Raw genomic sequence first — 19,960 nt, 5'->3', positions numbered from 1 at the left:
CCATGCATCGAATGCCCATGGCTGACGGAGCTTGGGCGCCCTGGCCCGACAACCCGGTGGCACGTCGGGCACAGTTCAGGGAGCTGTCCCAGATGGCCCGCAGCGCATGAAATCCGATGGGGGGTTTGCCCAGCTGCCGCGATACCGGTCTGCAAGTCGTGGCTGGGTTGTGGTGCTCCTCGCTGCTTCGGTCATCGGCTGGGGCATCGGTGCGCTCATGCAAGACGGGCTGCTCGCAGTCGGCGCTCCAACCATCGCTGGCGTCCTGCTGCTGGGCATCGCCGCACTGTCGATCCGCAACCGAGCTCGCCGGGAGATCACCGATCCGATGGTTCGGGCGATGTCGCTCGAGCTCGGTGCAACCATGCCCACGCGAACGCTGGTGCGCCTGGACCGCTGGACCAAGCGCTGGGGAGTCGGAGAAGTGCAACGGATCGTTTGCAGTTACGCGTCTCAAAAGGACGATCCCCGGATGATCGCGAATTTGCGAGACATCGCTTTGAAGCGCACGGGCGTCTCCTGGGAGGTGACCTCACACGATTCACGACGCTGCCGGGTCGTGCTCGAGCCCACCGCCGTGCTCGACGCGAACGATCCGTTCTCGAAAGCGCGACGTCGCGCAGAAGCGGTGATGGGAAAGCTGTTCGGCGAGAGCAGCCAAGCAAAGGTCGTTTGCGACGACAAGGGCGTCGTCACTCGGGTCGTCGTCGCACATGACCGCGGCCCGAACGTCACCCTCGAGGGCTACCGGAAGCGCCTCGAGAACGTGGTCGATGCAATGCTGCCTGGCAGCTGGCGGTCACGGTGGGATCTCGAAACCGACAAGGTGACCTTCGAGCTGCGCCCCGTCCTTCCCAAGATCATCAACCTCGAGGTCGATGAGGAAGAGCTTGACCCCACCTACGAAACCTACGCGAACGCGGTACTCGAGGTCGCAACTGACGAAGACGCTGGCCTGATCGGATGGCGCCCAAAACACGACGCGCACGCTCTCATCGTCGGTGGGACGGGATCAGGCAAGACCAAGGCTGAGCAGGCGTTCGTGTGCAAGCTCGCAAACCAGGGGTTCCGCATCTGGATCCTCGACGGCAAGCGAATCGAGTTCCTGGGCTTCGGGGGGTGGCCGAACGTTGAAATCATCGCGTCGTCCATCGGTGACCAGATCCGGATGATCCATGCAGCGCATGACCTCATGGAAGAGCGCTACGACATGATCGAGAACGGCCAGGCCGTGGCTTCTGATTTCGAGCCGCTCGTCATGGTGATCGACGAGTACACGACCTTCCGCGATCGTGTCCGCGACTTCTATCGAGGCATCAAGCAGAAGGGCGACCCTCCCCAGCCACCTGTGTTGGCACTGATGGCTAACCTGATGCGCCTGGCGCGAACCGCGATGATTCACATTCTCATGGGTCTCCAGCGTCCCGACGCGGAGATCCTCGGCGGCGAGATGCGCGACAACATGGCCTGGCGTATGTCCATGGGGCGCCTCAGCCCGCAGGGTGCCGTCATGATGTGGGACTCGCCAGCGATCGGTGTCGTGCGCACTCCACCCGGCCAGGCAATGGTGATCAACCGCTCAGGAGAGCCCGTGCGGGCGAAAGTGCATTTCGTGCCTGACCCCTCGAAGGATTTCGACGATGGGTCAAAGGCTCACATCGAACGGGTGCGGCCTTCCACGACCAGATATCCGCGGAAGATGTTTCGGACCCCGGTGGCGGTTCCGGACCTCGACGGCGAGGGGCTGCTCATCGAGCCGACCTACGGTGACTACGCCACAGCCCCGATTGTGCCCTGGGCCCCGCGATCTGAGCGTGTGGCGGGTGGGCCCGCGGTCGTCCGCAGTGCCGCGGCTGAGATTGAAGCCGAAGGCGCGGAGTTCGTCGACACCGGGACTGAGGATGACGGCTACACGGCAGAGGAATCTGCCCGCGCCGCAGAAATCTCCGTCGGAGACCTGGTGCTGGCGGATCCCGATCTCGGCGTCTGGGGCGTCGTCGTCAGTGTCGAAGTTGATCTCGTCGACGAGGACCAAACGGTCATCTCGTTCGCCGACGTCGACACCGGAGATGAGGAGTTCATGTCCATCGAGTCTGGCGAGCTGCTCACGCTGCGCCGGCCCCACCTGGAGGTTCAGGCCGCATGATCTTGCAAGCAACTCCAGCGAAAGAATCCAGCATGAGCGGCTCCCTGAATCGGACCGCCATCCGCAACTTCTCCGGAGGCGCGGCGCAGAGACAACTTCCCGCCTCTGTTGCGGATGCGACGGGAGCAGTCGCTCTCCGCGCATCTTCGAATGTCACTCAGCTCGGTGCCGATCGACACAAGGGGGCCTGGATTGGCCTCGTCCTTATCGGCACTTTGCTGGGCTTTTGTCTTGCCGCGCTCTGGCAGGCCGGCACGTGGGCGCTTGAAGCTTCCGGTACCTGGTGGCTGGTCGTCTTCGCGTGGGTGGGAGTGGTGCTGTGTGCTGCACTCTCGGCTTCCCTTGCCCTGATGGGGGCTGCCATTGCGGTGCCCTGGTTGAAGTACGTGCGAAGGGTGCGTGAGCGGCGTGGGTAGACAATCCGTCGAGCGTTCCCTTGTGCGCGAACGGCAGGCGGCCCCGCGTTGGGGGCAAGTGCTGATCACTCCACCTGCGAAGCGGCCGTATGTCACCCGTATTTCGGTTGTGCTGATCATCCATCGACCAGGTACAAGGCTCAGCGAACGCCGCCTGCTCCGAATCCGGGACTTCCTCTACTCCGAATCAGGGGTTCTCTACCTGTCGGTGTTCGCCGTGATGGGACTCCTTGGGGGCTGGCTCGGAGCTGGACTCGTTCTGGCCGCCTGGGTCGCCGTGTGGGCCTGGGCTTGCGGGGCGTGCCGTCGGCTGGGCCTGCAGACCAGGGTGGTTCGCGTCACGGCCTACCGAAGGGGGCAGGCGGGCGATGTTGAGTTGATGGAGCGCCTTCTCGGTCAACTTGAGTTGCTCGACACCAGTGATCTGTGTCCCGTGGATTTCGAACATGAGTGGGCCCGTGTTTATGACCAGGCAGGCAGATCTGAAGACGCGAAGCGGCGAGAGAGTAAGGGGCGGCGATGAGCAACAATTCAGGATCCTCGAACGGGATCGACGGCGAAACCCTGACTTGGATCTTCCTGCTTTGCGGGTTGGGTGGCGGAGGTCTCTTCGCTCTCAATCGCCTCGCGAAGCCACTCACGGATTGGCTAGTGAACGTGCACGTGCTTGCGGGCGTAGACGCTGACTTGGTGCTTGATTTTGGCAACGGATCCGGCTTGGACATCATCCGTCTCGTCATCCTGGGGGTCATCGTCCTGCTGCTAATCGTCGGGACGGTTGCTGCTGTGCAGGCATGGCGCCGTGCGCGACGTCGGTTGAAGGAGGCGGCAGTGAAGCGCCGGGAAGAGCGAGACCGGCGTTAGTGAGTCGATGAGGTCGGGGGTGTTCCACGAGAGTGGAGGACCCCCGATCTCATTGCCTGCTGAGGTGCAGGTAGATCGTGGACTGCGGGAGGCCTGTCGCTTGGTGGATTGTGGCCGGGGTGATGTTGGGAGCTGTTTGGCGGAGCTGCGCGAACAGTAGCGATATCTGCTCCTGGACACGCTCGATTTTCGGCTGTAGCGCGAGGCGTTGGCCGGCATTGGAGCGCAGTAGGTCTAGCAGTTCAGGGCCACTCGTGATCGAGGAGGCGTCTCCGGTCAGTTTCGCGGCGAGGAGATCTCGGTAGAAGGTCCCCCGACTGAGTTGGGTGGCATTGATGAGCGTGCCGGCGGATAGCTCGAGGCCTCGCCCGATTACGAGCAACGAGAGGCGCTGCTGCCGGCACGCTTCTAGCTGCGAGCTCAGCGACCGTTGGAGCGTCACAGCGTCGCGAATCTCGTTGAGGAGCTGCTCGACGGGGCGATTCACGATGTCGTTCCGTGCTTCGGCGCCCTGCAGGCGAGAAATTCGGTGTTCAGTCGCGGAGCTCGGACCTCGTGGCGCACGGGGGCGTACGTAGGGCACTCGAATGATTGCGGCGACTGCACGCGGCCAAGCGTAGCTTTCGACCTTCGCTGCGCGAGGCCTGAACCGCAGATACAGGCGTCTCCGGTCTGACCTGTGGTTGATGGAAGGGCAACTGAGTGCTTCAACGCTCCTAGGGGAGGAGCGCGGGCATCCACTGCTCGCGACGCCACCCGGTGGGCTCTGCTGCTGTCCCTGCAGGTTCCGCGATGGCGGACGCGGGCACGTCAAGAAGTTCGTCAGCGAGGCCAACACGCAGGGTCTCGTAGATGATCCAGGAACGCACGCTCATGACGTTCGTGCTCGCGGCGACCCACTTGCGGCGGACCCGCTCGAGGGTGAGGAACCGCTGTGGCTCTCGTTCGATGATGACCTCTCGGACTGGGTGCCAGATGTAGTTGCTGTCGTGTCCGTTCTGGGCCAGAAGCTCGCTCCCGAGCTCGTCGCTGACGGTGACGACGTCGCGTAGGTGTTTCGGATCGTTGATCGCCGAGAAGTCGCGCGTGACGACATAGAGGCCGGAGAGCAGGAGATCCACTTCGTCGTGAATCTGGGGTCGGAAAGTGAGCATGGGTTGCCTTCTGTTGGCTGGCTTAACACTCGGATTCGAAGGGGAGACATGCTCGGCTTCCATGAAGTGACCTGTCCGAACTGGCCTGGGTCGTTCCGCGCCGCTTAGAGGTGTTCCTGAACCAGTTGGAGTCGCAGCTGCACTTCCGCTATCAGCTCGGGATCGCGGTCTGCGGGGCGGTGACGGAGGTCCTCCAGGTGGGCGCGGAGTTCGGTAGCGACGGCCTCGAGAAGGATCAGAGCGTCTCCTCGAGTGGGCATCTGCAGTGCCGTGCTGGGGGAGAGGGCTTCACCGAGGTCGCCGCGGTGTTTCGTCCGCAGGTACCAGTTCGCCTCGGCTGTGCTGATCACCATCGCGAGACGGGTGGAGAGCTCGAGCTCCAGGCAGTGTTCCTGATCGGGTTGAACTCTGACGGCTGGTGCGAGTGCGGGCACGCACAGGCGGATGTTGTTACCGAGCGCCTTCAGGCGGCTAAGTGGCTGGTCGGGCTGGGTGGAAAGGCGTGGCTGGGTCATCGGGTCTCCTTGATCTGGGTGAGGCCCGTCGAACGGGGGCGCGGATGCGCGTGGAGGGCCCTGTCCCGGTAGTGCCCGTCTGGCTTCGTGATTTGGACAGCTCAGTCGCTCCTCTTTGTCGATCGCATGGGTTCTGGGTCGCCGCTGTCTTTGTGAAGCACGCCCCCGAAAAAAATTCCTGAATGGGTTGTCCAAATCTGGGTGGCAGGGGGCCATTACCCACGTAGGCCCATTTGGCCGCCTTCAACTCGCTTCCTGGAAGAAGACACGAATGACCAAAACTGAAGTAGCAACCGCCCCGGCCCGCTCCGGGCGTGCGCTTGTCCGAACGTTGTCGGCGGGTGCCGTCGGCGTTATCGCGTTTTCGGCGCTGGCTATGGCTCCTGGTGCTGCGGCGGCCTCGGCCGCGCAGTCGCCTGGTTTCAAGCCCATGGCGGCGTCGACGGCGAACTATGCCGATGTGTTCTCGAACGTCAAGGTCGACTCGGCCGACCCGGTGCGTGACGACGGGGCGCTGCTCTGGAGGACCGCTATGGCGGTTAGCTTCGACATGGCGATCCCGGACGATGCTGTTCCGGGTGACACGTTCACGGTGAAGATCGCGGAGAGCGGTGACTTCCTGTTCCGCGCATTCGATGGACTGGAAATCAAGAGCGCCGACGGAACCGTGGTCGCGACCGCGAAGAGCGCTGCGGGCGATCGCGGCACGATGTTCATCACGCTCACCGACGCCGTCGCAGTCTCCTCCGGCATCGTCGGCTCCACCACGGTCACCGTGCAGCCGGTGGCCGACCCCGAGGAAGACAAGACGGCGACGCTGACCCTGGTCGGCGCGGACGGTTCAATCCTCGGGCCGGGCACGTCCTACACGATCGCCCACCTGCAGCCAGCCAGCACGGGCCACGTCATCTCGCCGCGCATCATCAACGGCAACGAGGTCGGCCTCCTGGTCGCCTCGCAGTACGTGGACAAGAATGCGACCCTCACCGCTGCTGACCTCGCTGGTGCCCGTACGGAGGTCACCGCATCGAAGGGGGCGCTCCCCAACTGTGACGGTGATTTCACCGTGGGCTGGATCACCGAGGGCGGCACCAAGACGGTCAACAGCGGATACAAGGCCGTCGTTGAGTCCTGCGACCTCGAAACCGGCAAGGTCGTGCTCAGCATGCCCGCCGGTGTCACCGTGCCTGAGGGTGTGAACGGGTTCACGTTCTACTCCGAGTGGGTCGCAGACACTCCCGCGAAGTCGTACGAGTTCACCGGCCCGATCACGGGTCAGGGGCAGACCGTGGAGAAGACCGGCAGGGGAACGTCGCCGTCGCTGGCGGGTGCCGCAGATGGGGTCGTTCGTCCCGCACAGACCACGGTCGCGAAGACGTCGGATGCGCCAGACCGACTCCTCCCGGGCATGGAAGTGGTCTACACGATCACCACGAAGAACCTCGAAGAGCTGCGCACCGCGTACGACCTGAAGACGGTCGACACGCTGCCTGCAGGCGTCGAGTTCATCTCCGCGTCGCAGGGCGGCCAGCTCAAGCCCGACGGCACGGTCGTTTGGGGCGCATCCGACTACGCACCCGGCCAGGAGAAGAGCGTCCGCGTGCGCGTGAAGGTGCTCGACACCGCCGCTGATCTCATCACCAACAAGGTCGTCAACACCGGCTCCAACACCTGCTTCGAGGGCGACGACACCGGCAGCGTGTGCGAGGCGAGCGTTTCCGACACCCTGACCCGCGTCGGCCTCGAGCTCGACAAGCAGGAGCTCGGCGTCGAAGACAGCAACGGCGATGGCACGACCGGCAACGCTGGCGACCAGATCACGTACGGCTTCAACGTCACGAACACGGGCAACGCACCCGAGAGCACGATCACGCTCACGGACAAGCTGCTCGGCATCGACGGCGTGGACATCATCCTGGATGTGCCGCTGGAGCCCAAGGCGTCGATCATGCTCCCGGGCGAGTACGTCTACACGATCACGGTCGAGGACGAGAAGGCCGAGTCGGTCCTCAACGAGGCCACCGTCAGCGTCCCGGACGGTCCTCCCGTTGGCGACTCGGTCGAGACGCCCGTGACGCCCGCTCCGGCCCCAACGCCCACGGCAACCCCGACGACTCCGGCCTCGCCGGCAGCAACGCCGGTTGGCTCTGTTGATCTGGTGAAGACCGGCGCTGACGCTCAGGCCGCGCTCTGGACCGGTGGCGGCATCATCGCCGCGGCGCTGGCGACGCTCGGAACACTCGTGCTGCGTCGCCGCAAGGCGGCAGCTGCTTCCGAGCAGGACTAGTCCCCCGAACTGACGGCCCACACCCTCCCCTCGGGTGTGGGCCGTCGTCCATTAACCAGCTCGCCGCAGCACCGCACGATCGGAAGAAACCGTGACCGGACACCCGCTCTCTGTCGAAACGCTCCTCACCCCCGAGATTCCAATTGGCCGTCGCGCTGCTCGCGAGTCCCGCACGCGAAAACAACGACGGCGGCACACCGTCGCCGTTGCCTCAATCTGCGCCACCCTCACGCTTGGCGTGGCGATCGCTGGCACGGCGGCATTCGCCCCCGCGGTCGCTGAACGCGGGATTGGCGCCCTGCGCACCGCGACAAATGAGATGGCCGTGGAGCTCGCCCCAGCCCCCATCGCAGGCGGAGAAAAGCTCCCCGTCGTGTCCTTGGGCTCACTTGGTCCAGACGCGGCCCTGGACGCGTGTGACGGCTCCTTTCCGCAGCTGGCCTCATATGCGGTCGACGCAAGCCTGCAGCCCGTCTACGCGGCGCACAACGGCTGCGGTGGAGACGTGATCCTGCCGCTCGACGTCGGATCGCGCTTGGTCATCGAGGACACCACCGGCGCTGCGCAGACCTACCAGGTCACGGAGTTGCGCGACGTGGACAAGTACACGGCCACCACGGCAGACGTGACGGGCATGAGCGGGGCACTGCTGCTCCAGACCTGCCACTGGGGCGAACCCGTCATGCGGTTCGTTGCCCTATCCCCCGCGGTCTGACCCCGCTTCTTCCCCCTTCGCGGTCAGCCGTTCGGGACCGCCCCCACTGCTTTCAAGGAGATTCCCCCATGAACGACACCTCCACCGGGCTCAGCCGGCGATCCATGCTGCTCGGCACGCTCGGGATCGGCGCCCTTAGCGCAGCCGCTCAGCTCGCACTCCCCGCGCCTGCGGCGGCCGCAGCCGCCCTCCCGAAGGTCGCGGCGATCGCGTCGCCCGCTCGAAGCCTCTTCGCGGAGAACGAGCAAGTCTTGGCGCGCTACCTGATGAGCGTGGCGGGCATGGCGAACGACATCGTCGACAACGACCCCAAGCTCTACGGGTTCATGGGCGGCGGGTGGTGGCGTCCGGTCGAGACGCAGTCCCCGTCGAACGCCAGCGTCATGGAGCACGTCGCGACGCTCGCCTGGTTCTACGCGAGCGAACGGCCGTGGAACCCGTACTACCGGGACGCGAATTTGCTCAAGCGACTTGAGGCTTCGATTCGGTACTACACGTCGCTGCAGTTGCGGGACGGCAGCTACCCGGAGCTGCCCGGCAAGACGAATCTGGCCTCCACGACCTTCGGGACGACGGCGCAGGCCGTCACCTACGAAGCGCTGCGGAAGTTCGGCGTCTCCTACGACAGTCGCCTGCAGCTGCGGCGGAGCATCGAGCGGTCCGTCACGTGGTTCATGAACACGAAGGCCGCGCACTGGAGCGCCCCGGTGCTCTACTTCAACCAAGTTGCTGCTGGGCTCGTGGCGGCGCAGCGCTCGCTCCAGGTGCTCGACAAGCCCACCACGACACAGGAAGCGGTGAACGAACGGATCTCGTACCTGATGAAGAACGGCCAGTCCCCAGCCGGGTTCTTCCACGAACCATTCGGGGCCGACTTCGGCTACAACTTCACCGTCACCCTCCCTGATCTCGCCTGGCTCTACCGGCACACGGCACACCCGGACCTGCTCGCAGGAGTCCAGCGCTACGCCGACTTCATGAGCTACGCGGTCATCCCCGAACCGGGAACCGGCGAGCTGACCCATGTCCCTGCGCTGCACGTGCGCAACGTCGTCTCCACCGTCGTGCGGCCAGCTGACGACCTCTCGGACCGCGCGGCGCTGGCCAAGGACTTCCTTCCCGGCGCCCCAAAGCTCGCCCTGTTCATGCCAACGGCAGAGCAGAAGCGCCGTGAGCGGAGCTCGTTCGCCGCGCACACGAAGGGGATCACCGCCCTCACCAAGCCAGACACCTCGCCCCGCACGTGGATGTACGGGATCCTCGCGCCCGAAGGGCCATCCGGTGAGGCTCGCGCAGCCGCGGAGGCTGAGCTCCCCATGCTGGTCGGGAGCCGATTCACAAAGTACGCCGCTGGCTCCAAGGGGGACCAGTACCTGTTCGTGCGTCGACCCTCGTACTACGCGGTCGGGGTCTTCGGTGAGTGGCTCAAGCCCTACCGGTCCACTCGGCAGCTGGGAACGCTCTGGAGCCCCACCATGGGCACCATCTTGGTCGGTACCAACAACCCGGACTCGCCCGAGGGATGGGAAACCGTGGGGCCGAACGGTGGGTTCTCTACGCGCCAGTCGAGTGCGTCTAGCAGATACTTCGACAGCCGAACCTCCAGTGGAGCTCAGGCATTGCGCGGTGAGCAGCTCGTCGATCGGGCCACACTCTTCGCGCAGCGCACCGAATCGACCGCGGGCTCCGCCGAGTACGTGACCGGCTGGGGCTACTGGGATACCGGCTTGCGCTACACCTTCATCACGCAGCGGGCCGGCGACTGCACCCAGCGCCTGCCGCTGCTCATGAAGCAGGGCGACGTCCTCACGTTCGCTGGAGGGTCCACGTACGTGTTTGGCGACGCAGACCGAGAAGTCGTGACCACGAGCATCGTCCTGACCCGTGGGGGCAACAGCGTGCTGTTCAGCCTCGGCAAGATGCCGTTGCGGGTCTTTGTGAAGCGCACGAACGAAGCAGCTGCCGGTGGGGTGGTTCACCGCGTCGGGGTGATCTTCCAGAAGCAGATCGACCTGAACATCGCGTTTCTGGCTGACGACCATGCGCAGACGCTCCAGGTCGAAGCTCACCGCCACGGGAACGGTGACATTTCCATGCGAGTCATCAGCCTGCCGGCGCTTCGTGGCGCGCAGCTCAGATTCGCGGGTGCCGCGGAGGGCGCACAGCTCGCTATCCCGAACGTGGACGACTACAGCGTCTCGGAACAGACCCTCAAGGCGACGTCATCGGCGGCTCGCGCTTCCGGTGGATCTCCAAGCGACGTGACCGTTTCCGCAGTGACCGTGGCCGGCGAGGTCGCTGGTCAAGCCGCCACGACAATCAACTAGGGATTCTCATGACCACTACAGAAAGCAGTTCCATGACTCGCACACGGGCCTTCCCGCTCCGTCGTTTCAACGGATCGGCTGAGGGGGATCGTTCGCGCTTCTTCTTCGGAGGCGACCGCCGCCGGGACTGGCTGCGTGCAGCTCGCGCGGCCGGTGGCACGTTCCGCTCCCCGAGCGGCGACGAGACGATGCTCGCGCTGCGCGCGGCGGTACGCGACGGGGGATCGCTGCTCGAGGAGTATGCGGTGCGCTCCACCGTCCGATCCCTGCTCGCGCAGCTCGCGAATGGGCAGATCCAGCCTGCCACTCCTGCTCAGGTCGTCCCTGGCGTCCTCGTTGAGGTCATTTCGCTGAACACAGACGGCAGCGCGTCCGTGGCGTGCATCTCCTGGAGTGCCCCATGACGTCATGCCCGTCGTAGAGGAGAACGTGGAACGCCTTGCGGCGCGGGCGGAACGGTACCGTCTCTGACAACCGTGCCATCGCGCAATGAGGTGTCGACCGAACGTTTCGCAGAGCGTGTATGGACCAGGTGTCGAGTGAGGTGAGCTGATGCACGTTGTGAGCATCGTTGATGCGTACGCCACGAGGCGTGCGGGCGGTGCTGTTGGGGTGTACCTAGCTGGACATCGAGCAGAGTGTGTCTGCGGTTGGCGGGGTGAACTTCGAACGGTGCGATCGCGTGCGGCGGAGCGAGCTGCGCTGAGAGATGCGTTTGAGCACGAGTCGAGTCGCGCGATGCTGGGCTGAGTTGATCCATCGAAAGAGCGCCCGACGGGGCGAGGCAGGTGTCAAGCTAGCCAGCACCGTCGGGCGCTCTACGAATCTGTGGATGTCCTCGCTACTGGAGGTTCGCTCGCCGACGCCAGTGGGCGAGGTTCGAGATCTCGATTGATTCGCGGCGTGTGAGCGGCCCGAAGGGGTGCGCGGCGACGGCCCTGGTGTACCGGGTGACCATCTGTTGCGGTTCTACGGGCATTTCGTTGGTCAGTTGCGCACGGGCGAGTTGTAGGGATGGGGTGACTACGTGGTGCAACCAGGCTGCCGGGGTTGTCGATTCGGTCAGCTCGAGGTCATGGAGCTTCCAGGCAGGCGGGTCGAGCTCACGGGCGATTGTTTCGAGAACGGCGGCTTGAATCTCGGGTGAGGGATTCATGCGCGATCCGCCAGGATCGTGAAGACGTGGTCTCGGGCGCCACGCATGCGCCGCGCGGTGAGGACGGCGGTCCCTCCACCCGGGGCTTTGATGCTGACGCTGCCGTGCCGGCAAGCATGGACGAGCTCGAGATGGGTGGCATCCACGTGGAGTTGGGCAGAGGTTGCTGCGGCCTCGGCGGCCCAGGCTTTGTGCCTGAGACGGCTTAGGCAGCGAGTCTGAAGTCGCTTGAGTCTTCTCCGAAGTGGAGGCCTGTCGCTGGAATCGGCGTCGTTGAGCAGTTGCAGGAGCGTGGGCGACGGTGTGAAGGTCGCCCGACGGCATGAAGTGCGCGCGATGACGGGGGCCGCCCACGCGGTCATCGAGCGCACTAGAGGACCTTCGGTGTTGCGTCGTGCACCTCGGAGGACGATGCCTGCTGGAGGATGACCTCAGCGAGCCGGAGCGCACGTGGCGGAAATGACCGGCCGAGTCGCTCTTCGTGGGCCGCGAGGCTCAAGACGTGAAGGACCTCGTCGACGACGACGTGATGGCACATCACGGTGAGGAGCGAGGCTGCCGACGGCGGTAGGAGCGTCACGAGCAGAGCCAGGGCGTCAGCGTCACGTGTGCCGCTGTGGGATGTCGCGAGTGAGAACGGCGACCAGGTGCCCAGTGCGGCTTCGGCTTTGAGGGCTTCGAGCTTGTGCTGAGCCGCTGTGAGTGTGGAGAGTGTGGTCCCGTTGGGCTGTGCCATGAGATGTCCCGTCTGCTGGAGTTGCGCGCCCTACCTGTGGTCGGTGTTCGCGCAGTGTTTAGCGATCGGCACGGAGGAGGTGCCTATGTAGGTAGTGGCAGCTCGACCTGTTGGTTTGGACACCACGTGGTGCTGCGCGTTATGTCGTCGCTGTTGGGAGGCAGCGGGTGAGTGTCGCTGTGAGGCTGTCGTGATCGGCAGGCGAGAGCGTGAGCTTGTAGGCGTCGACGACGTCGACGTATGCGGCTGCGAACTGGCAGCGGTAGTCGGTGTTGGGTGGCTCCCAGGCGCTGGGGCCGTCGTCGCTCTTGCTGTTGTTGGTACTCGCGTCGACGGCGCGAAGGTTTGCTGGATCGTTCGCGAAGTTGCGACGCTGCTCGGGCGTCCAAGTCGCCGCGCCGTGGAGCCAGGCGAGGTTGAGGGGCACGATGTGGTCGACGTCGATCTGATCGCCGAGCTCCTGTGGTGTGTTCACATGGATCAGCTGCCCGGTGTAGGGGTCATGAAGTGTGCCGGCGACGACTTTGCAGTCGTTGGTGCCTGGTTTGTGCACGAGGTCGGTCAGGTCGCGGTTGAGGATGTCGTTTCGGGTGTCGCATCCGTTGCGGTCGACGTCGGCCCAGCGGGTACCGAACTCGTCGCGCTCGTATGCGGGAGTTTGGGGGTCCGCCTCGACCTGCTGCGCGATCGCGAGCACCTGGAGGCGTTGGCTGATCTCCTCGGCCGTCATCGTCGACGTGATCGGGGCGACAGTTGCGGCGCTGCCGATGGGTTGGGCAGGGGTCGCCTCGTGGTGCGGAGTTGAAAGGCCGATGACTGCCCAGCCGGCGATGGCGACGGCGAGGAGCGAGATCATGGCGGTGTTGCGTCGATTCAGCATGGTCGGTGTCCTTGCTCTGGGTATGCGGAAGGGGGCTGCTCGCGTGACGAGTCAGCCCCCTTGGGCCCGCAGGGTGCAGCCGGATGGGCCTACGTAGTTAGTGGCCTTCGGCGGCATCGATTTGGACATCGATTTCCGCGGGAATGTGATCGGGCTTGATCGTGTCGTCCTCCATGTAGCGCCGAGCTCGGTCGTAACTGAGGCCGGAGAAGCCGGCGATTTCCTTGACTGCGAGTGCGTTCGGGAAGTGCACGCTGATGGTGCGCAGGATCTGCCCGCGGCGGGTGATGTTCATCGCGAGCTCGTGATCGGCGGCACGCAGCCGTTCGGCGGTGTCCTCGAGCCGCGCTCGGAGGGTCTCAGTGCTTTCGCCTCCAGCAGGCACCGTTGGTGCTGGGTTGAGCTTGTAGAGCATGGCTCGGCTGATGCCGGAGAGCCTGGCGAGCGCCGCCATTTTGATGCCGGCACCGAGTGCCTGGCCGCAGAGGTCGTTGCGCTTGATAGTCAGCTGCTGCTTCTCCGCCTTGGCCTTGGCGGCCGCGTTGGCGGTGAGCTGGAGTTCGCCGATGAGCTGGACGAATGCTGCTGGGTGAGTCATGGGTCGTTCCGTTCGTGAGTGGTGAGCACGGAGACGGAGGGGCACCAGACCGCGAGGAGAAGCGGCTTGTCAGAGTTACTACTCTGCGGTCTGGCGCCCGTCCTAGGAGGATAGTGGGCTGGTGTCTGCGGCCCTGTGGTCGCGCAGCTTGGCGTAGGCAATGGTGTGGGTCACAGTCGATCCAGGTCGAACGAGCACGCTCACTGTCTTCTCGTTGACGCGCGCAACCTCGTACCAGGACCCTCGGTACAGCACCTCGTCACCCTTCGCGATGTCGCTCGCTTGATAGTTCGTGGTCGCGCCGTCCGCCACCTGGTCGGCGCGGATCTGCTGCCAGTATGTGAGGGCGTCGGACTCGATGTTGCGCCGGTTGAGCAGTTGGTCACGGACTTCGCCGGTTGCCGGCGGGACGTCCTCGGCGTACGGGGTCCCGGGGGCTCGTCGGTAGCCGTTGAGGAGCCGCTCGACACTGCGGATCTCTTTCTCGATGTTCTCGATGCGGTTGGCGACGGTGATCGGGCTGTAGCGGTGCTCAGTGGTCTTCGCCGCGGTGGCGGCTGCCTGCTCCCCGCGTTGGGCGTTGAGGCCGGCGTCGATGCTCTGACGCATGGCCTTGTCGAGCTTGTCGATCGACCTCCGGTGTTTGCTCTCGGAGTGGTGACCGACCAGGATCGGCTGCCCCATGGGTGGGACTGACTGTTTCGCGACTTCGAGGCGGGCATCGGCGCTCTTCTCGATTTCGGCGAGGTGGGCGGCGCGGGTGGTGAGGCCGGTGACGCGGTGGGCCTGACGGGCCGCTCTGTCGGCCTCGACCTGCGCAGCTGGTCGGGCTGTGTCATCGACGGTGAGGGTGACCTGGCGGCCGGCTGCCTCGAGTGCTCGTGCCGCGTCCTTGATCCGGTACCGGTTCGCGACCTTGTCGCGGCTGTGAGGTAGGTACCAACAGCTGATGCTGCGCCCCCAGCGCCATCCCTCGCGCTTGAAAATGTCGGCGGTGCCGTCCCCGCGGTTAGTGCCGGCTGCCGTGGTGCCGGCCTCGTGGGTGTGGGTGATGGTGATCATTCGGGTTCCCCTGACTCGAAGTTCTGAGCCTCCCGCGAGCGCGGCCTGGGGGTTGAGTTCCTGGCGTGGGCGGGTGGTGTGGTCTCTGTTTAGTTTGTATTGGTGACAGTTACTAAGTGTAGTCGGCCATTTGGAATCTGTCAACCTGCACGCAACACTGGATCAGCAATGACATGAAGCCTGTGTGCCGCACTCCCGCGAGCGCATCTGGCTGCTCGTGGGTGAGGTTCTGCACATCCCCTGTTTTGCTGGGCTAGCGGGCGAATTTTCGCTGTTAAGTTTGTATACCTGACAGTTACTAAGTGTAGTCGATTCCTGTCCACATGTCAACCCGCACGCAGACATGTGGGGACGGCCACTGGGGGCCGTGGTGGTGGCCACGGCCCCCAGTGTGGCTCAGGAAGTTCGGCGGAGGTGGATGACTTCGAGGTCTCGCATGCTGTTGCCGTTGATGTTGAAGCCGATCAGTGCGAGGTTGCGCGAGAGGGTGTTGAACGCCTCGTAGGTGGCGTTTTCGCGTGCGTGTTCGTCGTTGAGGGCGGTCAGGTTGAAGTAGCCCGTGAGTTGCAGTGAGCCTCGGACGCCGATGCGGTAAGGGCTTTCGAAGTCGGGTCCGCCGAGGGCTTCGATGGCCGTGTGGAACTTGTCGAGTTCGTTCTGGCTGGTCGCGTAGCGGAGGGCGAGTCGCCAGAGTGATTCCATGCGGCTGTCGTCGGGGCGGATTTGGGTGTGTCGTTCGGTGGTGACTCTGCCGAGCATTGCGTCGAGTTCGGCCTGAAGTCGGGCGTTGTGCTCGGCGAGTGCTGAGTCGAGGTTGTGGTTCATGGTGCTCCTTTGTTAGTAACTCTGACAGTTACTAAGTGTAGTCGCTCGATGAAAAAGTGTCAACCTGCACGTACAAGTGGGGCCGGGAACCGGCCCCACTTGTACGGCCCTAGTCGACTTCGACTTCTTGAATGTCGATGTCTCTCACGTTGTTGTAGGCCGTGTTGCCGTAACTGCGCATGTACTCGATGGCATCTGCAGTTTCAAACGAGTCGTAGGCCACATCTCGTGCTGAGTCGGCGCTGGTTGCTCGCACCGTGTAGGGGACGTCGATGAGGAGTGAGACGGTTACCGTCACGTCGTAGTCGCTTTCCTGGTATCGCTCAGGGCCTCGCATGGCTTCGACGATCCGGTCGTAGACCTCGCACCATTCATGATCTCGGCTGATTTCGTGGGCGTCGTCCCAGAAGTTCTCGAGGCGTGGATCGTCCCCGCGGACCCGTCGCGTGGCGAGGGTTTCGAACTCTGATCGTGCTTCTGCGAGTTGCGAGATGAGGTGATCTCGCTTGATGAGGGCGACGAGTGTCTGTGACACCACGGGGGGAGTGATGGACGAGGCGAGAAGAAGGGCGGTCATGAGGCGTTCTCCGATCTGAAAGTTAGTAACTCTGACAGTTACTAACTTAGCTGGACCGAAGGAAAGTGTCAACCCGCACGCACTGTCATTCCGGGCTGCGAGTTGCGGTTGAGAACAAAGTGGGGCAGCCCAACTGGGCTGCCCCACTCGACCCGCGGCGTGCTCGGCACACCGCCTGTCATTCGACGCTGACTAGTGGATGGTGTTCACCTCGCGTCGAGTCCTCAGAGCGTCGATCACTCCGATCGCCCCGGCGCAAATCATCAGAAGGGCACCACCCCAGAGGACAACGGGTGTGGCGTTGTCCGGGTAGGCAGCATCCCAATTGACGACGTTGTACAGAGCTACGCTCGCGAAGGTCGTTGGGCCCACGAGTGTGACTGCGCCTGCGCCTGTGAGGAGCAATACCTGAGCGAACGCCGTTGATGTGCGGCCCTGCCCTCGCAGGGCTGTGGACCGTGCCCCGAGCCAAACTGCCCCACCGGCAACAAGTAGCGCCCAAATCGCCGTCACGATGAGGAGAGCTATGAGGTTGCCAACGTAGAGCTTGCTGTAAGCGTCGCTGAAAACATCTTCGCTGATGGCAGTGAACGGCCAGTACAGGCTGGCGAACAAGCCGTAGGGAATTAGCGATGCGGTTGCGACGATGAGCGAAGCCCGTGCGTAGTTCGGCGTGGTCATGGGTTGGTTCCTTACCAGTTGCAGACCTTCGATGCTGGCCATACGGTACCAATTCGTGTCACCCAGTTGGGGTTGTTCGAGCGCCCTGTCTCGAGGTCCCAGCTACCCCACTCAGCGAATCCGCCGGTGATGTGGCATCGCCACTGCTGGTACATGGTCGGCTTGTTGTTGATGTATCCGGGGTGGTTGGACGACAGAATTCCCCAGCCGACCGAACTGAATTGCCCGCTGTTGCCAGCATAAAGCAGACGCCCGTAGGCGGAAATGTATGCGGACACTTTGTAACCCGGGTTGGACGCCGAGTACGCCGACACCGTGCTCTTGGTGAATATGGAGTTGGTGTAGTTCGGATCAGCAACGACCGGGTAAACGGTGCCTTCCACTGAGGTGTGGTCGACGACCTGCGTCAAGCTGTCGCCGTCAACGACGTAGTGCGTGGGCAGGTCGCGGCCGCTGTCATCTTTCGCCCACGGCACATCGACGGCACCTACGAGATCCCCGGCCGCGTCGTAGATTGCGACTTCTCCGCTTTCGACAACTTCGAGCCGCCCCCCGTCGGTTTGGAACTGATAGGTGTAGGACGTCGGTGCGTCCGGGCCGTCAATGATGGTCACGATTTGCAGGCCGCTCGGGCTGGCGATGGGAACGCTCGTGGATCCGTCGCCATGGTCGTACGATGCGGCTGACGATGTGAGCTCGTTCTTCTCGTCCAGGCCTGACTCCGGCAAGGAGATGGTGACGGCACTCTCGCTTGTCGCGACGCTGATCTCTCCGGTGGACTCTGCTGGGAGTTCAGCTTCGGAGGGATCTGTGACCTCGTCAGCTGCTGCGCCGGGATCTGTATCTACCCCGTGCTGCTCAAGGAGGGCGAGTACTTCGTCGGAGGATAGTTCGTTGTCGTCTGCGAAAGCTGGCATCGCGAATGATGTCGCGGTGCCTACAGCGAGAGCGCCGGTGAGGAGGCAGGTGGTCCACCTGCGGGCTGTGCTCTGGCGGTGTGTCGTGGTCATAGTTCTCCAATGAGTGAGAGGGAGAGGTGCCCGGCGGATGAGCTTCCACCTGCCTAGTGATGTCCGGTCAGGGGTATGAGGTTCACAGTGGAGGTTCACCGGCGTGTCGTGGTTGGCACGCTGAATCCGATACGACTCGTAAACTTTGACTGTGACGGGGGCAGAGATTTCGGATGGTGTGCTCTGGTTAGAGGCAATCTCCGGGACGGAACGCTCGTTTGCGGTGCTCTATGACCGCCACCGGGAACGCGTCTTCAGATCGGCGTACAGGAAGCTCGGCGCAGTGGCCGATGCTGAAGACGTCGTGGCGATGGTCTTCCTCGAGGCATGGCGGCTTCGGCGCAAGGTACGCATCGTGGACGGCTCGGTGCTTCCGTGGTTGCTCGCGGTCACGACGAACACATCGCTTAACTTCACCCGTGCGCAGAGGCGATACCGCCGCATGCTCGATACGCTGCCGCCCAGTCTCGATGAGGCGGACCACGCCGCCAGTGTCGAGCAGCTCGTTGATGGCGAAAAACGGACCGAGTCGTTGAGGAGGGCTCTGCGTAAGCTCTCGTCCGGGGACCGAGCCGTGGTTGACATGTGCTTGATCGAGGAACTACCGCAATCTGTGGTCGCGAGAGCCCTTGACATCCCTGAGGGAACCGTCAAGTCTCGCCTACACCGAGCGCGACGCCAGCTCGCACGGGAGCTTGAGTCCGATGGGGTGCTTGAGAAGGATCTAGTTGATGTGCAGGAGCCCAACCGATGAGTTCGAGTGATCCTCAGATGAGTCCTGCCCGCGTGGCGGCGATTCGAACCATGCTCCTGCAGCACGTCCAAACGGAACCCGCCGCAGCTCGTGCACGTCGGCGGCTTCGGTGGATCTGGGCTGGTGTCGGTGGGTTGGCGATTTGCGGGGTCGCGGCCGCGGGAGCGACGGCTGTGCTCCAAGCCCAGGACGTGTCTAACGAGACCGTGGTGCATTGCGCCAGTTCAACCGCGCTGAACCAAGATGGGAGCTTTCCCGGCTCAGCGGCAACGATCGCGACTGACGATGAGCAGGGGCGCGTCGCAGATGCAAAGGCCCTATGCGTGCAGATGTGGGAAGCCGGCGTACTAGAGCCGGCTGTAGACCCGAGGGCGCCGGCACTCCCCCCAGGTGAAGCGCCGGCGGACCTTCAGGTTTGTGTGATGAAAGACGGAAGTGCAGCGGTAGTGCCAAGCGCTAACCCTGGAATTTGCCCAAGCTTGGGTCTCGCATCACTCGCGGAATAGATCTCACCCAAAGGTTCCCTTTGGACGGAAGACCAGGGAACGAACAGAGTCATTCCACGAGCCAATCGCGGCGCAGTTAGGCGTGCAATTGAGCTTAGCGCCGCCGTATGAAGTGCCGGTGTAAAGCGTCACCCAACATCCATTCGCTGCCTTCACCGAACTGATTCCCCAACCTGTTGTGTTCGACGAAAATCCGAACGTTCTCCCTGAGCATCCGTTTGTTCCCCAATAGGCCATACTGGACCCCTGGTAGTTGCCGTCCTTCCACACAGTTCCAATGTGTGTGGACGCGCTTGCGGCTCTCGCTGACGCGCTGCTAATCGAACCCGACGCCATATATTGGTCTCGATCCCTTTCAGTAGAAAAGCAGACAGGTTGTTTTGTTGCACCGTTGTATGTGATCTGAACTCCGCAGTGTGATTCAGGTGCGGCAGTGACATCAGCAGCCGATGGGGGAGCAGTGAGAACTGCGAGCGCAGCGATGCAGCTCAAACCGGTCAATATCCGGGTAATTCGGGTGAACATGGGGTTCCAATCGGTCAGGAGGGCTCACCTGCCCTCGGTTTCGAAATAGGAATGTCCGCTGCGTGCAGTTCGGTTCACGGCCGCATTGACAGCGCAATCTGTCAACTCGAACGCAACTCGCCTCTGACAGACGCGGTAGTGCGCCGACCGCGAAGCGGGAGGACTGATGCCGAGTCCGGCTCGCCGGACGACGGGAGGGATGGCGCGCAGCGCCAGACCCCCAGAC

21 protein-coding genes are annotated in these 19,960 nt (G+C 63.6%); 9 read left to right on the top strand and 12 right to left on the bottom strand.

What is annotated here, in order from left to right:
- The first annotated feature begins 169 nt into the window (after positions 1 to 169).
- From C5E05_RS19165 to C5E05_RS19155, 4 genes are read left to right on the top strand one after another with little or no spacing between them, the layout of a single operon-like run.
- A complete protein-coding gene (locus tag C5E05_RS19165) occupies positions 170 to 2,146 on the top strand; it encodes an FtsK/SpoIIIE domain-containing protein (protein ID WP_181059755.1) in 1,977 nt (658 codons plus the stop codon).
- Between the two features lie 32 nt (positions 2,147 to 2,178).
- Positions 2,179 to 2,562 carry a hypothetical protein gene (locus C5E05_RS19930; protein WP_146081193.1) on the top strand — a complete coding sequence of 128 codons (384 nt, stop codon included), beginning with the start codon at positions 2,179 to 2,181 and terminating at the stop codon, positions 2,560 to 2,562.
- Entirely contained in the window at positions 2,546 to 3,085 is a 540-nt protein-coding gene (locus C5E05_RS20740) for a DUF6611 family protein (protein WP_374953456.1), read from the top strand. The genes C5E05_RS19930 and C5E05_RS20740 overlap by 17 nt, the downstream gene beginning before the upstream one ends.
- Positions 3,082 to 3,426, top strand: coding sequence for a hypothetical protein (locus C5E05_RS19155; RefSeq protein ID WP_104342829.1), 345 nt, complete (start codon positions 3,082 to 3,084; stop codon positions 3,424 to 3,426). Before C5E05_RS20740 ends, C5E05_RS19155 begins: the two co-directional genes overlap by 4 nt.
- Positions 3,427 to 3,475: 49 nt before the next feature.
- Here the strand turns inward: C5E05_RS19155 and C5E05_RS19150 are convergent, their stop codons facing one another.
- The 3 genes from C5E05_RS19150 to C5E05_RS19925 all read right to left on the bottom strand — a co-directional run bounded on the left by C5E05_RS19150 (position 3,476) and on the right by C5E05_RS19925 (position 5,095).
- The gene (locus C5E05_RS19150; protein ID WP_104342828.1) at positions 3,476 to 3,913 is read right to left on the bottom strand and encodes a hypothetical protein; all 438 of its coding nucleotides are present in this window, start codon (positions 3,911 to 3,913) and stop codon (positions 3,476 to 3,478) included.
- 229 nt (positions 3,914 to 4,142) lie between these two features.
- Positions 4,143 to 4,580 carry a hypothetical protein gene (locus C5E05_RS19145; protein ID WP_146081192.1) on the bottom strand — a complete coding sequence of 146 codons (438 nt, stop codon included), beginning with the start codon at positions 4,578 to 4,580 and terminating at the stop codon, positions 4,143 to 4,145.
- 104 nt (positions 4,581 to 4,684) lie between these two features.
- Positions 4,685 to 5,095 carry a hypothetical protein gene (locus tag C5E05_RS19925; RefSeq protein ID WP_146081191.1) on the bottom strand — a complete coding sequence of 137 codons (411 nt, stop codon included), beginning with the start codon at positions 5,093 to 5,095 and terminating at the stop codon, positions 4,685 to 4,687.
- 271 nt (positions 5,096 to 5,366) lie between these two features.
- Between C5E05_RS19925 and C5E05_RS19135 the strand changes: the two genes are divergently transcribed.
- The 4 genes from C5E05_RS19135 to C5E05_RS19120 all read left to right on the top strand — a co-directional run bounded on the left by C5E05_RS19135 (position 5,367) and on the right by C5E05_RS19120 (position 10,828).
- Positions 5,367 to 7,382, top strand: a complete 2,016-nt coding sequence (locus C5E05_RS19135; protein ID WP_104342825.1) for an Ig-like domain-containing protein — start codon at positions 5,367 to 5,369, stop codon at positions 7,380 to 7,382.
- A 91-nt stretch (positions 7,383 to 7,473) separates the two neighbouring features.
- Complete coding sequence (locus C5E05_RS19920) at positions 7,474 to 8,097, top strand: hypothetical protein (RefSeq protein WP_146081190.1); 624 nt, start codon at positions 7,474 to 7,476, stop codon at positions 8,095 to 8,097.
- 68 nt (positions 8,098 to 8,165) lie between these two features.
- On the top strand, positions 8,166 to 10,424 hold the full coding sequence (locus tag C5E05_RS19125) for a hypothetical protein (RefSeq protein ID WP_104342823.1): 2,259 nt from the start codon (positions 8,166 to 8,168) through the stop codon (positions 10,422 to 10,424).
- Between the two features lie 32 nt (positions 10,425 to 10,456).
- Positions 10,457 to 10,828, top strand: coding sequence for a hypothetical protein (locus C5E05_RS19120; protein WP_104342822.1), 372 nt, complete (start codon positions 10,457 to 10,459; stop codon positions 10,826 to 10,828).
- A 437-nt stretch (positions 10,829 to 11,265) separates the two neighbouring features.
- Here C5E05_RS19120 and C5E05_RS19915 read toward each other — a convergent pair whose 3' ends face one another.
- The 9 genes from C5E05_RS19915 to C5E05_RS19080 form a co-directional block, all read right to left on the bottom strand.
- A complete protein-coding gene (locus tag C5E05_RS19915) occupies positions 11,266 to 11,580 on the bottom strand; it encodes a hypothetical protein (RefSeq protein WP_146081189.1) in 315 nt (104 codons plus the stop codon).
- Between the two features lie 370 nt (positions 11,581 to 11,950).
- On the bottom strand, positions 11,951 to 12,316 hold the full coding sequence (locus C5E05_RS19115) for a hypothetical protein (RefSeq protein ID WP_104342821.1): 366 nt from the start codon (positions 12,314 to 12,316) through the stop codon (positions 11,951 to 11,953).
- A 139-nt stretch (positions 12,317 to 12,455) separates the two neighbouring features.
- Positions 12,456 to 13,196 carry an HNH endonuclease family protein gene (locus C5E05_RS19110; RefSeq protein WP_104342820.1) on the bottom strand — a complete coding sequence of 247 codons (741 nt, stop codon included), beginning with the start codon at positions 13,194 to 13,196 and terminating at the stop codon, positions 12,456 to 12,458.
- 97 nt (positions 13,197 to 13,293) lie between these two features.
- On the bottom strand, positions 13,294 to 13,794 hold the full coding sequence (locus tag C5E05_RS19105; RefSeq protein ID WP_104342819.1) for a hypothetical protein: 501 nt from the start codon (positions 13,792 to 13,794) through the stop codon (positions 13,294 to 13,296).
- Between the two features lie 102 nt (positions 13,795 to 13,896).
- Positions 13,897 to 14,856 carry a DUF3560 domain-containing protein gene (locus C5E05_RS19100; protein ID WP_104342818.1) on the bottom strand — a complete coding sequence of 320 codons (960 nt, stop codon included), beginning with the start codon at positions 14,854 to 14,856 and terminating at the stop codon, positions 13,897 to 13,899.
- Between the two features lie 396 nt (positions 14,857 to 15,252).
- The gene (locus C5E05_RS19095) at positions 15,253 to 15,681 is read right to left on the bottom strand and encodes a hypothetical protein (protein WP_104342817.1); all 429 of its coding nucleotides are present in this window, start codon (positions 15,679 to 15,681) and stop codon (positions 15,253 to 15,255) included.
- Positions 15,682 to 15,790: 109 nt separating this feature from the next.
- The gene (locus C5E05_RS19090) at positions 15,791 to 16,258 is read right to left on the bottom strand and encodes a hypothetical protein (RefSeq protein WP_104342816.1); all 468 of its coding nucleotides are present in this window, start codon (positions 16,256 to 16,258) and stop codon (positions 15,791 to 15,793) included.
- 192 nt (positions 16,259 to 16,450) lie between these two features.
- Positions 16,451 to 16,939: a hypothetical protein gene (locus C5E05_RS19085; protein ID WP_104342815.1), complete on the bottom strand. Its 489-nt coding sequence runs from the start codon at positions 16,937 to 16,939 to the stop codon at positions 16,451 to 16,453.
- Positions 16,940 to 16,950: 11 nt separating this feature from the next.
- Complete coding sequence (locus tag C5E05_RS19080) at positions 16,951 to 17,949, bottom strand: hypothetical protein (protein ID WP_104342814.1); 999 nt, start codon at positions 17,947 to 17,949, stop codon at positions 16,951 to 16,953.
- Positions 17,950 to 18,100: 151 nt separating this feature from the next.
- On the opposite strand from C5E05_RS19080, the gene C5E05_RS19075 reads away from it, so the two are divergent.
- Entirely contained in the window at positions 18,101 to 18,703 is a 603-nt protein-coding gene (locus C5E05_RS19075; protein ID WP_181059753.1) for an RNA polymerase sigma factor, read from the top strand.
- Positions 18,704 to 19,960 lie beyond the last annotated feature (1,257 nt).

The organism is Pseudoclavibacter sp. AY1H1, assembly GCF_002931055.1.
Taxonomy (GTDB): Bacteria; Actinomycetota; Actinomycetes; order Actinomycetales; family Microbacteriaceae; genus Pseudoclavibacter.
The sequence above is the reverse complement of the archived record's forward strand: the minus strand, read 5'-3'. Positions and strand labels throughout refer to the sequence as shown.

What these genes read in the sequence shown, in the direction of transcription:
- C5E05_RS19930 (WP_146081193.1), top strand. Translation starts at nt 2,179, where the DNA reads ATGAGCGGCTCCCTGAATCGGACCGCCATCCGCAACTTCTCCGGAGGC.
- C5E05_RS19155 (WP_104342829.1), top strand. Translation starts at nt 3,082, where the DNA reads ATGAGCAACAATTCAGGATCCTCGAACGGGATCGACGGCGAAACCCTG.
- C5E05_RS19145 (WP_146081192.1), bottom strand. Translation starts at nt 4,580, where the DNA reads ATGCTCACTTTCCGACCCCAGATTCACGACGAAGTGGATCTCCTGCTC.
- C5E05_RS19925 (WP_146081191.1), bottom strand. Translation starts at nt 5,095, where the DNA reads ATGACCCAGCCACGCCTTTCCACCCAGCCCGACCAGCCACTTAGCCGC.
- C5E05_RS19135 (WP_104342825.1), top strand. Translation starts at nt 5,367, where the DNA reads ATGACCAAAACTGAAGTAGCAACCGCCCCGGCCCGCTCCGGGCGTGCG.
- C5E05_RS19125 (WP_104342823.1), top strand. Translation starts at nt 8,166, where the DNA reads ATGAACGACACCTCCACCGGGCTCAGCCGGCGATCCATGCTGCTCGGC.
- C5E05_RS19120 (WP_104342822.1), top strand. Translation starts at nt 10,457, where the DNA reads ATGACTCGCACACGGGCCTTCCCGCTCCGTCGTTTCAACGGATCGGCT.
- C5E05_RS19915 (WP_146081189.1), bottom strand. Translation starts at nt 11,580, where the DNA reads ATGAATCCCTCACCCGAGATTCAAGCCGCCGTTCTCGAAACAATCGCC.
- C5E05_RS19115 (WP_104342821.1), bottom strand. Translation starts at nt 12,316, where the DNA reads ATGGCACAGCCCAACGGGACCACACTCTCCACACTCACAGCGGCTCAG.
- C5E05_RS19110 (WP_104342820.1), bottom strand. Translation starts at nt 13,196, where the DNA reads ATGCTGAATCGACGCAACACCGCCATGATCTCGCTCCTCGCCGTCGCC.
- C5E05_RS19105 (WP_104342819.1), bottom strand. Translation starts at nt 13,794, where the DNA reads ATGACTCACCCAGCAGCATTCGTCCAGCTCATCGGCGAACTCCAGCTC.
- C5E05_RS19100 (WP_104342818.1), bottom strand. Translation starts at nt 14,856, where the DNA reads ATGATCACCATCACCCACACCCACGAGGCCGGCACCACGGCAGCCGGC.
- C5E05_RS19095 (WP_104342817.1), bottom strand. Translation starts at nt 15,681, where the DNA reads ATGAACCACAACCTCGACTCAGCACTCGCCGAGCACAACGCCCGACTT.
- C5E05_RS19090 (WP_104342816.1), bottom strand. Translation starts at nt 16,258, where the DNA reads ATGACCGCCCTTCTTCTCGCCTCGTCCATCACTCCCCCCGTGGTGTCA.
- C5E05_RS19085 (WP_104342815.1), bottom strand. Translation starts at nt 16,939, where the DNA reads ATGACCACGCCGAACTACGCACGGGCTTCGCTCATCGTCGCAACCGCA.
- C5E05_RS19080 (WP_104342814.1), bottom strand. Translation starts at nt 17,949, where the DNA reads ATGACCACGACACACCGCCAGAGCACAGCCCGCAGGTGGACCACCTGC.